Genomic DNA, 13,970 nt, shown 5'->3' with positions numbered 1-13,970 from the left:
TTTCCGCCCGGGGTATCGCCGCGCGCCGCCGCATCCTAGGCTCGCCGCGGCCCTGCGAAGCGCGGGCCCGGCGGCCTCGAAGAAGGGCACGGTCCGGTGAGGAACGCACGCTCGGCCGCGGCCGGGGTTCGCCCCGGACCGCGGCCCCGGAGCCTCGGGAAGCGGCCCGCTCCGCGGCCGGCACGGGCAGGGGAACCACAGGCATGACCCTGCGCTGGACGCGGCGGCCCGAGGGCTCGACCTGGGGGGATTTCGGCCCCGACGACGAGCTGGGGCGCCTGAACCTGCTCACCCCCGAGAAGGTGCTGCAGGGCATTGCCGAGGTGCGCGAAGGAGTCACCTTCTGCCTCAGCCTGCCGCTGGACCTGCCGGGCGGCAACGTCCTGAACCCGCGCCGTCACCCGCCGCAGATCACCCCGACGCGCCGCGCCAACGGCCGGCCGAACATGAACTTCCCGGTCTGCGAGGAGGTCGACGGCGCCACCGACGTGATCTGCGACGACCGCGCGCTGATCCACCTGCAATACTCGACGCAGTGGGACTCGCTCGCCCATGTCGGCTCGCTGTTCGACGCGGACGGGGCGGGCGCCGCGCCGACCTTTTACAACGGCTTCCGCGGCGGCCGCGACATCGTCGGGCCGAGCGCACCGGAGGCGGCGGATGAGCCGTCCCGGGCGAAGCGCCTCGGGATCGAGCGCCTCGCCGAGACCGGCATGCAGGGCCGCGCCGTGATGATCGACCTGCGCGCCCATCTCGGCGACGCCAGGACACGCGTCGGCTACGACGAGCTCGCCCGGATCCTGGAGGCCGACGGCGTCGTGGTGGAGCCGGGCGACATGGTCTGCCTGCACACGGGCTTCGCCGAGCGGCTGATCGCCATGGGCGGCGCGCCGGACCCGAAGCTCGTCCACACCCTCTGCGCCGGCCTCGACGGGCGCGACCCGCGCCTCCTCGACTGGATCACCCGCACCGGGCTCTGCGCGCTGATCGCCGACAACTACGCGGTGGAGGCCTACCCGGCTGGCCCCGGCCCCGCCTGCTGCGCGACGCTGCCGCTCCACGAGCACTGCCTGTTCAAGCTCGGGGTCAATCTCGGCGAGTTGTGGCACCTGACGCCGCTGGCCGACTGGCTGCGGGCCCGCGGCCGCAGCCGCTTCCTGCTCACCGCCCCGCCGCTGCGCCTGCCCGGCGCCGTCGGCTCGCCGACGACGCCGATCGCCACGGTGTGACGATCGGGAACGGCCCCGCGGCGCGCTCCCGGGGTCGCCCGGATCAGCCGAGGGCGGCGGGTGCGGCGGCGCGCGGCGGGTCGCCGACCGGCTCCGCGGCGTCCTGGGGCGGCCCGGGGCGGAGGACGGCGCGCTCCCGGAAATGCGGGATGGCCGCCTCGAACACGGCCTCGGCGGCCGCCCGGTCGCCGGCCGCCACGGCGTCGCGCAGCCGCGCCACCCAGGCGTCGAGCCGGTCCCGATCGGCGAAGACCGGCCGCGCCGCCATCACCCCGTCGATGCCCGGCAGGGCGATCCGGGGCTCCTCGCGGGCGAACAGGATCTCGTTGAGCCGCTCGCCGGGCCGGGCGCCGGTATAGGCGATCTCGATCTCGGTGCCGGGCTCGAAGCCGGCCAGCCGGATCATCCGCTCGGCGAGGTCGGCGATCCGCACCGGCTGCCCCATCTTGAGCACGTAGACCGCGGCGCGCTCCGCGCCCGCCCGGGCCTCGCCGTCGGCGTGGGAGGCGGCCGTCAGCACGAGGTCGCAGGCCTCGCGCACGGTCATGAAGTAGCGGACCATGTCCGGGTGGGTGACGGTGACCGGGCCGCCCCGGGCGATCTGCGCCTTGAAGACCGGCACGACCGAGCCCACGGAGCCCAGCACGTTGCCGAACCGCACGGCGATCAGCCGGGTCGGGTGGTCCGGCCGCGCCGACTGCGCGGCGTCGAGGGCCTGGGCGACCATCTCGGCGAAGCGCTTCGTGACCCCGAGCTGCGAGACCGGCTCGATCGCCTTGTCGGTGGAGATCATCACGAGCGCCCGCGCGCCCGCCGCCACCGCCGCCTCGGCGACGTTGATCGAGCCGAACACGTTGGTCTTGATGCCCTCCTGCCAGTCCCGCTCCAGGTAGGGCACCTGCTTCAGCGCGGCGGCGTGGAGCACGTAGTCGGGCCGGAACGCCGCGATCACCGCGTGCGTCCGCTCACGGTCGCGGATATCGGCCAGCACCCCCGTCACGGCGGTCTCGGCGGCCAGGATCGCGGGGTGGCTGAGGATGCCGTGGAGCGCCGGCTCGGAGGATTCGAGCACCAGCACGGCGGCGGCCCCGAAGGCCACGGCCCGCAGGCAGATCTCCGAGCCGATCGACCCGCCGCCGCCGGTCACCACGACCCGGCGGCCGGCGAGGAACGCCTCCAGACGCGGCCGGTCGATGGCGACGGTCGGCCGCAGCAGCAGGTCCTCGATCTCCAGCGGCGCCAGTTCCGGACCCTGCACGCCCTCACCGAGGCCGACGACCCGAGCGAGGGGCAGGCCGAGGCGCCGGGCGCGGGCGATCAGGTCGTCCGGCGCCGCCTCCGGCACGAGGGCGCTCGGGGCGGCCACGAGCCGCCGCACCGGCTCGCCGCGGGCGGCGAGGTCGGCGACCACGCGCTCGAGATCCGGGAAGCCGCCGAGCACCGGCACGCCGCGCATGAACTGGCCGCGCTCGTCCGCTCGGGGCGACAGGATGCCCCGCGGCGCGAGCTTCCGCACCGAGCCCGCCTCGATGGCGCGGATCAGCACGTCCATGTCGGCGCCGCGCCCGAGGAGCAGGGTCGGGACGGTGGCGGCCCGCGCGCTCGACTGCCGGGAGCGGGTGTCTTTCAGGTAGCGGAACGCCAGGCGCGTGCCGCCCAGGAAGAAGATCTGCAGCACCCAGTAGAGCAGGATCGCGATCTTGCCGAAGAAGTAGAATCCGTAGAGGTCGGACGAGACCAGCACCCAGTCGATCACCAGGAGCGCCAGGGCCAGGACGCTGGCCGCCCGGACGATGCCGGCGAGGTCCTGCAACGAGGCGAAGCGCCACTTGGTCCGGTAGAGCCGGAAGCGGCCGTAGACGAGGCCGGCGAGGACGAGGAACGGCGGCAGCAGCAGGGGCAGGGCGTGCAGACGCTCGGCCAGCATGCCGCCCTGGAAGCGGAACAGGAAGGTGAGCACCACGGCGGCAGCGGTCGCCGCGAGGTCGTGGGTCACCATCACCGCGGTCTTGTAGAGGCGCTGCTGCATCGGGAGCCGGATGGGATGCCGCGGGGTATCCGCCGCGGCACCGGCCCTGTCAACGCGGCCCGCCCAGGGCCGGAGCCGGGGCCGGAGCCGGGGCCGGAGCCGGGGCCGGAGGCGGCGCCGGCCTCAGCCCAGCGCCCGGGCCGCCGCACCGGCCGCGTCGTCCACCCGGTCGATGTCGGGGGCGTCGATGAGCCGGTAGCGGGCCTGGATCAGCCCGAAGGCCCCGAAGGCGGCGTGGCCGGCCGCCACGAGCCCGAGGAGGATCCAGCCGTAGGGTTGTGCGCGCAGCAGCGCGAAGGCCTCGGCCAGACCCTTGGCATCCGAGGAGCGCTGGTGCCACGCGGCGGCCACGAGGAACCCGCCGATGATCAGGAAGGCGAGGCCCCGCGCCGCGTAGCCGAAGCGGCCGATCGGGCCGGCCCAGCGGTCCCGGGCCCGGGCCCGGGCGTCGAGGGCGAGCCGGTCGGTGACGTCCCCGCGCCACGCCTTGCCGAGGAAGCCGAACCCGCCGCCGACGACCGCGAGGCCGACGAGGGCCACGAGCCAGCGGCCGAAGGGCTTGCTCAGGAGCCACGCGGTGCCGTCATGCACGCCGTCGCCGCCGCTCATGCCCAGGCCGAGGCTGAGCGAGGCCGCGCTGGCGGCGAGCCCGAGATAGAGCCCGGCGCTGATCAGGTGGGCACCGCGCACCGCGAGGCCCTTGGCGGAAGTGCCCCGCCGGTCGGCATCGGTGATGCCCTCGACGAGGCGCCAGAGGGCGAAGCCGGCGAGGCCGAGGGCGATCAGGCCGACGACGGCCGCGCCGAACGGCCCGGCCATGACGGCGCGGAGCGCGTCCTTGCTGTCGCCGGCCCGGCCGCCATGCCCCAGGGCCGCCAGCAGGGCCAGGGCGCCGACCACGATGTAGACCACGCCGCGGGCGCCGTAGCCGAAGCGGGCGATGCGCTCGATCGCGTTGCGGCCGCCGGGAAGGGTCCTCATCGGCGGGACCCGGCTTCGGGGAATCGGGTGTCGGGCACGGGCGGCATCCTGTGGAGCGGGAGCGTTCAACGCCCGGCGGCGCGCACCCGATCCGTTGCCGGCACAACCTCCGTGGCCGCCCTACATGGGCGTCCGGTCGGCGCGGCCGGTGAGCGCCACGTAGAAGCCGAGCCCGTCCTGGGCCGGCAGGGTCTGCAGGCGCTCGATCAGGCCGCGGCGCTTCGCGTCGAGGAGCAGGCGCCCGGCCGGCTGGAACAGGGTCTCGCCGCCGCCCTCCGGGGGCGGATCGAGCCGGATCGCCACGGTCTTGCCCTTGGCGAAGCGGCTGCGCTCCAGCATGTCCTTGAGCGAGGCCTCGGCGGTCGCCCGGTTGGTGCCGCGCAGGTCGAGCACCGACTCGGCGTCGGTCACGCCGAGGGAGCCGCGCAGCTTGGCCGCGTAGAAATCTTCGAAATGGGGCAAGTCGGTGCCTTGATGCTTCGCCGTTCGATCAGGTGGGGTGCGGCCGCTCAGAAGGCGAGACCGCGGTAGAGGTCGCGCACCGGCACGGCGCCGTCGAGCTCCGGCAGCGACACGGTGCCGTCGAGCCCGAGGGCCGCGACGCTCCAGTCGTCGCCCGCGCGTCGCCAGACCTCGACCCGCGCCTCGTCGGAATAGACGATCAGGAGCACGGCGAGGCTCGGCACCGTCCGGTAGAAGTCGATCTTCCGGCCGCGGTCGAGACTCATGCTCGAGGGCGAGAGCACCTCGGCGACGAGGAGCGGGTCGGTCGCGTAGCCCTCCGGCAGCGGCGGCCCGCACCGCACCACCACGTCGGGGATCGGGGCGAAATCGTCCATCGCGGCGCTGAGGATCGCCAGCCCCGGCATGGCGCGGCAGCCCTTGGCATCCGCGAAGTCGCCGATTCGGCGGATCAGGTTCGCGACGATTGCCTGATGCCGCTCCCGCGGCGGCGCCATGAGCACGGGCTCGCCGTCGAGCAGCTCCCAGCGCTCGTGCGCGGGCCGGCCCTCCACCCAGAGCCTGAACTCGGACACATCCATCCGCGCGTCGCGCTTCGCGGCCAGAGCCATCGCCGATCCCCACCTCGGCCGGATCGTAGCACCGGGCCGGCCGCCCGCAACAGGTCCGGCCCGGAAGGCCATCCCCGCGTGGACGTCACGGCCAATGCCAAGCCGGCCTCCCTCGGGGACTCGGAGGCCGGCACAGGGCGACCGGCACAGGGCGAACGGCGCAGCGACGGACTCAGTCGGCGCCGGGTCCGGCCGCCGCGACGGTGGCGCCGGCCTCCAGGAAGCGCTGCGGATCCACCGGCTCGCCGTCGATGCGGGTCTCGTAGTGGAGATGCGCCCCGGTGGAGCGCCCCGTCGAGCCGACAGCGCCGACCGCATCGCCCGCGGCCACGCGCTGCCCGGGGCGGACCGTGATGCGAGCGAGGTGGCCGAACCGCGTGGTGACGCCGTGGCCGTGGTCGATCTCGACCATGTTGCCGTAGCCGCCAGCGGCCTCGGCGGCGATCACCCGGCCCGGCGCGGTGGCGCGGGCGGGCTCGCCGTACTCCGCCTTCAGGTCCAGCCCGGTATGGAGGGCGAGGCCGCGGGTGAAGGGGTCGAGGCGCGTGCCGAACGGGCTCGACACGGTCGCGCCTCCCCGGATCGGGCGGGCCAGGGGCAGGGTGGCGGCGAGCCGGCACAGGCGCTCGCCGTCGTCGAGCGCGCGCCGGGCCAGGGCGAGGCCCTCCGCGAAGCCGGTTCCGTCCAGGGCGCGGCCGTCGAGGGGCACGAACGGTCCGCCCAGCCCGGCGGCCGGCGCGGCCGCGCCGGTGCGGTCGGGATCGAGGCGGTCGGGGTCGAGACCGGTGCGGCCGATCAGCCCGCGCAGCCGCCGCACCGCGTCCCCGGCCCGGGCGGCCAGCCCGGCGAGGCGCTCGCCCTGGGCCGCCTGCAGGCCGTCGAGCCGGGCCTCCAGCCGGATCAGGCCGGTCTCGGCCTCGCGCGCGCCGCGGCGGGGCAGGGGATCGCGGGCGGAGCGCGGCGCCGGAGCCGCACCCTCAGTCGGACGCAGGAAGAGATCGTCGTAGCTCCCACCGGGCGCAGCGCCGGGCCGCCCGGGCAGGGCGCCGGTCGTGGACGGCTCGGGTAGGGCCTGCCGCTCCAGGTCTGCGAGGGCGGCCGTGCGCCGCTCCAGCTCGGCCTGGCGCTCCAGGGCGGCCGCAACCCGGTCGGCCAGACCCGCCTCGCTCCCCGCCCGGTCGCTCCGGTCGCGGTCGAGGCGGTCCTGGAGCTCGCCGATGCGCGCCTCGTAGGCGTCGCGCAGGGCGGCCTGCCGGGCCACGAACCCGGCGAGCACCTCGTCGTGGAACACGATCAGGCAGGAGGCCCCGAGCGCCCAGGCCACCGCCAGGGCGAGGCCGGCGGCGAGCCAGGGAGCTGGCCGGTGCGGCCTGAGACGCGCGGGGAACTTCGGAAGCTGCATCGGGACGGCACCGGAGGAGCCGCCATTCAGACCTCAGTAGGGTTAAGGATCCGTCGCGCGCCGGGCGTCAGGAGGACGTCAAGGGGACGTCAAGGGGACGTCAGGGCAGGGCGCGCGCGGCCGCCAGGACGGCCTCGGCGTGGCCGGGCACCTTCACCTTCGGCCAGATCCTGGCGACGCGCCCTTCCCGGTCGACCAGGACGGTGGTGCGCTCCACGCCCATGTACTTGCGCCCGTACATGCTCTTCTCGACCCAGACGCCGTAGGCCTCGAGCACGGTCTTGTCCTCGTCGGCGGCGAGCGGGAAGGTCAGCCCGTACTTGCCGCAGAACTTGTCGTGGCTCTTCACCGGGTCCGGCGACAGGCCGACGACCTTGGCGTCCGCTTCCGCGAAGGCCGGCAGCAGGCCGTTGAAGTCCTGCGCCTCCAGCGTGCATCCGCTCGTGTCGTCCTTCGGGTAGAAGTAGAGCACGACTTTGTGACCGCGGAGCGCGGACAGTCCGACACGCCCTCCGCCCGAGGCGGGAAGGTCGAAATCGGGGGCGGGATCCCCCTCTGACAGCGGCATCGTGCCTTCCTTTCGGCCGATTGATGATGTGCAACCGATCTCGTGCGCGGGCTCGAGCGATGGCACCGCGCACGTCCGAGCCAAGCCCGGAGTCGCGGCCGCTGTAAAGCGCGGGTGCGCTTCGATCCACCGGCCGCGGAGCCCGAGGGCGCCGCGCGCAGAGACCCCGGAACAAAGGTCCCGATGGCGGACGAGACAACGCCGGCATGCAGGCCTCGGGGGAAGGCGCGACGCGTCGGCGGCGTCTGCCTCGTGAGCGCCCTCGCGCTGGTGCTGCTCGTCTGCGCCGGTGTCGGCCTCGTGGCCCTGCGCCTGTCGAACGGGCCGCTCCAGATCGACGGCCTGTCGCGCCGCGTCGCCGCCGCCGTGGCCGAGAGGATCGGGCCCGGCTGGAGCATCGGGCTGCGCGGCAGCAGCCTCGAGCTCGACCGCGAGAACGCGCTCAGCCTGCGCTTCTCCGGCCTCGACATTCGCAACCCGCAGGGCGACCTCGTGGTGCGCGCCCCCCTGGCGCTCGTCAGCCTCGACCCCTGGGGGCTCCTGCGGCTCAACCTGCAGCCGCGCTCGATCGAGTTCCGCGAGACGCAGACCACCGCGCTGCTGCACCGGGACGGCTCCATCGCCTTCGCGGCCTCGGAGGCCAACCACCCGGTCGACGTCGCGCCGCACACGCCGCCGAGCGTGGACGGGGTGCGCGGCACCGTCTCGCCGCTCTCGGCCGCGATCGCGTCGATCTTCGGGGTCGTCCTCGATCCGGGCGGCGTGGTCGGCGCCCTCGACCGCGCGCGCGTCACCGACGCGCGGCTGCGGCTGATCGACGAGGACGGCCGCGAGCGCGCGGTCTTCGCGCGGGTCAACGGCCTGTTCGGGCGCGACCCGGTCAACGGCACCCGGAACTTCGAATTGCGGCTCGACGGGCCGCACGGCGAGTGGCGCTTCGGCGGCACGCTGCGCGACGGCGCGGACGGGCAGGAGCGCTCGGGCGTCATCACCCTCGACGACCTGCCGGTCACGGATCTCCTGTTGCTCTCGGGCCAGTCCGGCCTGCCGCTGACCACGGACCTGAAGGTCTCGGCCCGCGCCGACGTGAGCCTGACGGCCGGCCGCATCCGGACCATGAACGCCAAGCTCCACACCGGCGACGGCACGTTCCTGATCGAGGAGAAGGACTTCAACCCGGTCACGGTCGAGAGCCTCGACGCCTCCCTGGACTGGGACGAGGCCAACCGCGTGATGTCGCTGACCGGCCTGGACTATCGCGGGGCCGGCAACGCCGTGCACCTCGCGGGGACGTGGACGGGCAGCCCCGCGGGGGCGAGCACGAGCTGGACCGCGACGCTGGCGAGCCGCGACGCCACCTTACGCGGGGCGACCCCGCAGGACGCGCCGGTGAAGATCGACGCCCTGGACGCGCAGCTCTCCGGCCGCGACGGCGGGATCTCCATCGACGCGCTGACCCTGTCGGGGCCCGGCGTGAAGGGCGCCATCACCGGGACGATCGGCACCAGCGCCGACGACGGCGGCCTGACCCTGCACCTCGCCGGCCACGACGGCGAGGTCCGTACCGGGCTGCGGCTCTGGCCGGAGCACATCGCGCCGCCGGCCCGCACCTACCTGGTGGACCAGCTCCGGCGCGGCCGGGTCGATTCCGTCGACATCAAGGTGAAGATGTCCGGGGCGGTCCTGGCGGCCGCCACCCGGGGCGACCCCGCCCCCGACGACGCGGTCCACATCGATTTCCACGTCTCGGACGCGGCCATCGACGTCACCGCCGATTCCCCACCGGTGACCAAGGGCAACGTCGTCGGCGTGATCACCGGGCGCTCGACCACGGTGCGCAACGTGACCGCCGAGGTCCACGGGCCGGACGGGCGCGGGCTCGCCATCTCGGACGGCAGCTTCGTCATCCCGCAGATCACCCCGGACCGGGTCGTGGCCCAGATCGGGATGCGGCTCTCCGGCGGCGCCGACGGCATGGCCTCCGTGCTCCAGGCCAAGCTGTTCAAGAGCGTGATGAGCGTCGACCTCGACCCCGCCACGATCAAGGGCAGCGCCGACCTGCGCGTCGACTTCCCCCTCGACCTCAAGCACATCCCCGACCTGCCGGACCTGCCGGTGACGCTGACCGGCTCGCTGGCCGACCTCTCGGTCGACAAGGTGATGGGCCGGGACCGGCTCGAATCGGGCCGGTTCAACCTCGTCTACGACCGGGGCGCCTTCACGCTGAAGGGCGACGGCCGGGTCGCGGGCGCGCCCATGTCGGTCGACCTGCGGCAGCCGAAGGTCGGGCAGCCCGGCGAGGCGGTGGTCAACGTGTCGCTCGACGAGGCAGTCCGCAGCCGCAAGGGCCTGCCGACCGCGCCGCAGCTCACCGGCACCATCCCGGTCCGCGCGGTGGTGCAGATCGGCCGGCCGGGATCCGGCAAGCCGCCGATCCGGGTCGAGGCGGATCTGGCGAAGGCCGGGATCGACGGGCTGGTCCCGGGGCTGACCAAGCCCCCGGGCAAACCGGGACGGCTCACCTTCACCCTCGTCGACAGCGGCCAGACCTTCGACCTGCGCGACTTCGCCCTCGACGCGGCCCCGGCGAGCGCGCGCGGCACCGTCTCGATCACCCAGGAGGGCGGCCTGGAGCGGGCGGACCTGACCAGCGTCAAGCTCTCCCCCGGCGACGACCTGCGCGTGAGCCTCGACCGGACCGGCGGCGGCTACAAGGTCGTGGTCCGGGGCGCGGTGGCCGACGCCCGGCCGTTCCTGAAATCGCTGGGCGCCCCCGACCCGAAGGGAGGCCGAGAGGCGCGGGACGCGAATCCGAAGGATATCGACGCCGACATCCAGGTGCCCATCGTCACCGGCTTCAACGAGGAGGCGCTGACCGGCGCCAACCTGAAGCTCTCCCTGCACGGGAAGACCCTGCGGGCCGCCAACATCACCGGGCGCTTCCGCGCGGCCCCCTTCGCCGCCACGGTGACCCGCGGCGAGCGCGGCGTGCCGACCCTGTCGGTGGAATCGGCCGATGCCGGCGCGACGCTGCGGTTCGTCGACGTGTACCGGCGGATGTATGGCGGCCGGCTCACGGCCGGGATCGGCCTCAACGACGGCCCGCAATCCGGCGTCGTGCAGATCCGCGACTTCATCCTGCGCAACGAGCCCGCGCTGTCGAGCATCATGGCGCAGGGCCCGGAGCCGTCCGACGCGGAGACGGCCCGCGGCCGACGGGTCGCCCCGGGCCGGGGCGCGGGCGACGTCACCTTCGACCGCATGCGCGCCAATTTCGTGCGCACCGGCACCCGCGTCGACTTCACCGACGCGGCGATCTCGAACGCCGCCATGGGTTTCACCCTGTCGGGCTGGCTCGATACCGGCCGCGAGCGCACCGACATGACCGGCACCTTCGTGCCGCTCTACGGCCTGAACAACGTGGCCTCGCAGCTGCCGCTGCTCGGGCCGCTGCTGGGCGGCGGCCACAACGAGGGCCTGTTCGCGGTCAATTTCCGCGTCTCCGGCAAGCTCGCCTCGCCGGACGTGAGCGTGAACCCGCTCTCGGCGATCGCCCCGGGCTTCCTGCGCAAGCTGTTCAGCGCCGGCGGCGGCCCCTTCGCGGACGGGATGCCGGGCGTCCCGCAGCAATAGGGCGGGCGGCCCGGAAGAGCCGCCCGCCCCTGTCTCACGCGCGGATGAAATCCGCGATCACGGCCGGAGCCGCGGTGTCGAAGCCGACCACGTCGAGCATGCCGGGATCCTCCGGGTCGGCGATGCTGAAGCCGTTGGAGACCAGCCCAACGACCACCAGCTTCGCCGGGATCCCGGTCTTCTCCCGGTACGCCCGCAGCGCCTGGACCGGGTGGACCGGCCCCGCCCAGGTCTCCGAGTCCGTGTAGACCACGAACGCGTCGGCCTTGACGCCCCGCTCCAGCGCCCAGCGCATCGGCAGGGAGCAGTCGGTGGCGCCGAACGGCAGGTCGGCGGTCGCCCGCACCGCCTGATCGAGCCGCGTCGACGGCCCGATCGGCAGCGGCGTCATCGCGGCCCCCTGGCTCCAGGCCCGGCCGGCCTCGGCGGTGAAGCCCAGCACCTGCCAGTGCTCCTCGGTCGCCGCGGTGACGAGCGCCATCGCGGCGGCCGCCTCCCGGGCCGTGAGCGTCGAGCCCGCGACCGTGCTGGCGCCCATCGAGCCCGAGACGTCCAGCGCCAGCACGAGGCGCCGGCCCGTGGGCTCGACCGCGCCGAACGCCGTGTAGAACGCGGCGTTCAGCGCCTCGACGATCGCCGCCACCGGCTCCCAGGCGAGCTTGCCCCGCTGACCGTGCCCGGAGGCGTAGGTCTTGAGGGCCAGCAGCAGCGCCATCGGGTGCAGGCGCGCCCGGAGGATCCGCTCCCGGTCCGACAGGACCGCCCGGACGTGCTCGGTGCCCTCCGAGAAGGGCGCGAGCACCCCCGCGGCCGTCAGGCGGCCGAGCTGGCGCACGAGGGCGCCGACCGGCATCCGCTCGATCAGGGCCTCGTTCACCGCGCGGCTGCCCATCAGCCCGGTCGGCAGCGCCTCCCACGGCAGGCCGTGCGAGCGCACCAGGGCGGCGGCCACCGCCCCGTCGAGGCCCTCCGCCTGCACCCGCGCGAAGGCGTGGACGAGCCCGGGGGCGGCCTCGGTCACGGTGCCGCGGCAGATCCAGTCGAACAGCGCCTTCCGGGCGGGCTCCTCCGTCTCCGGATGGGCCAGCCGCAGGAGGTCGCGGTGCGACCAGCCCTGGCGGGTCCGGTACTTCACCGCCTGGAAGGCCAGGGCCTCCACGGGCTTGGCGCAGTACCAGTCACCGACCGCCCGGCGCAGGCCCCGGCCCCAGCCGCGCATCGCCTCGACGGAGGCGGCGAACTGGAACAGGTGCGTGCCGGTGCGGCAGACCCGCGGCAGGGCCGCGAGCGCCGCGCGCCGGGTCGCGAGGTCCGCCGACGCGGCGGCCAGCGCCAGGGCGAAGATCGCCGGATCCGGCTTCGGAGCCCGGCCGCCCTCGCTCACCGCCACGATGGCGGCGACCGCGCGGGCGCCGTCCTGCGCGATGCACCGCTGCACCGCCGCCGCGTTCTCGGCGGTCAGGGCGCGCGGGCTCGCGTAGTACGAGCCGCCCTCGGAGCCGAGCACCAGGAAGCGGTCGAGCCGCGCCCAGTCGCCGACCGCGAAGGCGTGGCCTCCGGCGGCGTTCGGCACCGTGCCGGGGATCGGCTCCGTCTGCGGGGTGGCGCGGAGCCGGAACATCTGTGCGAGCTTCGTCATGGCGGGCTCCTCTCGGTCTCTCCTCTCTCCATCGCGGCCGATCGCCGGCCGGTGGCGCGTCCCGGCGCGCGCGGTCGGGCGGGGACGCGGCCGCGGCGCGTCGTCCACCGCCGCTCGCGCGCGGCCGGTCTCTCGTATGGTCGGTGGCGGGGTTCCGTCCGGCCGGGCGCGGGCGTGGCGGCGACGAGGGGCTTATCCGATGCTCTGCTTGAGCTACGGGCCTGACGACCCGGCGGGACTCGCACCCGCACCCCTCGGATCCCGATAACCTTCGTCTTCCGGCCCGCGTCCGGGCGATGCGGGCGTGGGGTGAGGAACGGTGTCCGGGCGCTCTATCCGGTCTGAGCTACGGGCCTCGCGGCCCGGCGGGATTCGAACCCGCGACCTCCCTTCGGTGAAGATAACCGTTCCTCTCCGGCCCGCATTGTCGGCCGGGATCCGCGCACGGTCGGCGCCCCGGTCGTCTCGCGGGGCCCTGCGGTCGTGGTGTCGGAGACGGGCATGAGCTCCGGCGACCTCGCGGCCCCCGACGGGGATCGAACCCGCAACCTCCGCGGGACAAGCCCGCGGCGCTCTACCGATGATAACCGTCCCCTGCCGGCCCGCAGGGTCCTCGAGACGCGCTCAGCCTCTCGGGCCGAGAGCCCCGCGATACGACCGTAACGGTCGCATCAGCCCGGAACGGGCGAACGCCGCGACGTCGATGCCGTCGTGCTGTTTCATGCCATGCTCCGTCCGAACGGGGCTTCGGGTGACGCGGGCGTGTCGATGAGGCTCGGGGGGATCCGTGACAGGGATAACCGAGCGTCTCCGGCCCGCGCCGGTGAACTGCGATGGGCTGCCAGCGGCGACCGTTGCGAAGGGAACCGGACTCGTCCGCCGCGGCGCGCGGGCCGCGGATACGAGGAGCGTGCGGTCACTTCAGATCACCGGCCCGGCAGGCCGATGGCGCGGTGGATACGGTCGCGCTCGGCCTGCGTCAACCGAAAACTTGAAAATTCTTTCAGTTCGGGCGATCTCCGGCCCATGATCACTGCCGCTCAGATCCGCGCCGGCCGCGGACTTCTCAAGTGGACGCAAGGGGTTCTCGCGAGCCGCGCCGCGGTCTCCGTCGTCACCCTGAACATGATCGAGAGCGAGCAGGTCCAGCCCCGCAGCCGGACCCTCGCGGCGATCCGCACGGTCCTCGAAGGGGCGGGCATCCGCTTCGTCGGCGACGCGCAGGAGGGCTACGGGGCGATCCTGCGCCCCGCCCCCGCGACCGGGTCCGGAGACGCACCGGCACAGAAAAGCCCGGCACGGCGGACCGCACCGGGCTGAAGCCGAACCGGCCTGCGCGGGTGCGCTATTTCTCGACGAAGGCCTTCTCGATGACGTAGTGGGCGGCCTCGCCGTGGTTGCCCTCCTCGTAGCCGC

General features: G+C 74.4%; 10 protein-coding genes and 2 tRNA genes. 3 read left to right on the top strand and 9 right to left on the bottom strand.

The genetic code is table 11. From position 1 onward, the window contains the following. The first annotated feature begins 203 nt into the window (after positions 1-203). A complete protein-coding gene (locus ABIC30_RS25125; RefSeq protein WP_020096435.1) occupies positions 204-1,229 on the top strand; it encodes a cyclase family protein in 1,026 nt (341 codons plus the stop codon). A 43-nt stretch (positions 1,230-1,272) separates the two neighbouring features. Here the strand turns inward: ABIC30_RS25125 and ABIC30_RS25120 are convergent, their stop codons facing one another. The 6 genes from ABIC30_RS25120 to ABIC30_RS25095 form a co-directional block, all read right to left on the bottom strand. Beyond that, a complete protein-coding gene (locus tag ABIC30_RS25120) occupies positions 1,273-3,258 on the bottom strand; it encodes an SDR family NAD(P)-dependent oxidoreductase (RefSeq protein ID WP_020096436.1) in 1,986 nt (661 codons plus the stop codon). 123 nt (positions 3,259-3,381) lie between these two features. Further along, positions 3,382-4,239, bottom strand: a complete 858-nt coding sequence (locus ABIC30_RS25115) for a DUF1206 domain-containing protein (RefSeq protein ID WP_354456218.1) — start codon at positions 4,237-4,239, stop codon at positions 3,382-3,384. 120 nt (positions 4,240-4,359) lie between these two features. Beyond that, positions 4,360-4,701 carry a hypothetical protein gene (locus tag ABIC30_RS25110; RefSeq protein WP_020096438.1) on the bottom strand — a complete coding sequence of 114 codons (342 nt, stop codon included), beginning with the start codon at positions 4,699-4,701 and terminating at the stop codon, positions 4,360-4,362. A 47-nt stretch (positions 4,702-4,748) separates the two neighbouring features. Continuing rightward, positions 4,749-5,312, bottom strand: a complete 564-nt coding sequence (locus ABIC30_RS25105) for a Uma2 family endonuclease (protein ID WP_020096439.1) — start codon at positions 5,310-5,312, stop codon at positions 4,749-4,751. A 172-nt stretch (positions 5,313-5,484) separates the two neighbouring features. Next, complete coding sequence (locus tag ABIC30_RS25100) at positions 5,485-6,714, bottom strand: M23 family metallopeptidase (protein ID WP_354456217.1); 1,230 nt, start codon at positions 6,712-6,714, stop codon at positions 5,485-5,487. 100 nt (positions 6,715-6,814) lie between these two features. Then, entirely contained in the window at positions 6,815-7,282 is a 468-nt protein-coding gene (locus ABIC30_RS25095) for a peroxiredoxin (RefSeq protein WP_012318789.1), read from the bottom strand. A gap of 183 nt (positions 7,283-7,465) precedes the next feature. Here ABIC30_RS25095 and ABIC30_RS25090 point away from each other — a divergent pair, with 183 nt between their 5' ends. Further along, positions 7,466-10,915, top strand: coding sequence for a hypothetical protein (locus tag ABIC30_RS25090; RefSeq protein ID WP_502915867.1), 3,450 nt, complete (start codon positions 7,466-7,468; stop codon positions 10,913-10,915). A 34-nt stretch (positions 10,916-10,949) separates the two neighbouring features. Here ABIC30_RS25090 and ABIC30_RS25085 read toward each other — a convergent pair whose 3' ends face one another. From ABIC30_RS25085 to ABIC30_RS25075, 3 genes are all read right to left on the bottom strand, one after another. Continuing rightward, the gene (locus tag ABIC30_RS25085) at positions 10,950-12,554 is read right to left on the bottom strand and encodes a TROVE domain-containing protein (RefSeq protein ID WP_020096443.1); all 1,605 of its coding nucleotides are present in this window, start codon (positions 12,552-12,554) and stop codon (positions 10,950-10,952) included. A gap of 224 nt (positions 12,555-12,778) precedes the next feature. Continuing rightward, positions 12,779-12,910: transfer RNA gene (locus ABIC30_RS25080), tRNA-OTHER, on the bottom strand. Further along, positions 12,911-12,977 (bottom strand) — tRNA-OTHER (locus ABIC30_RS25075). Between the two features lie 603 nt (positions 12,978-13,580). Between ABIC30_RS25075 and ABIC30_RS25070 the strand changes: the two genes are divergently transcribed. After that, on the top strand, positions 13,581-13,874 hold the full coding sequence (locus ABIC30_RS25070; protein ID WP_020096444.1) for a helix-turn-helix domain-containing protein: 294 nt from the start codon (positions 13,581-13,583) through the stop codon (positions 13,872-13,874). The last annotated feature ends 96 nt before the right edge of the window (positions 13,875-13,970 follow it).

The sequence above is a fragment of the Methylobacterium sp. 1030 genome (assembly GCF_040544715.1).
GTDB lineage: Bacteria > Pseudomonadota > Alphaproteobacteria > Rhizobiales > Beijerinckiaceae > Methylobacterium.
Note: the sequence above shows the minus strand (reverse complement) of the source record. Positions and strands in the feature narration are given on the sequence as shown.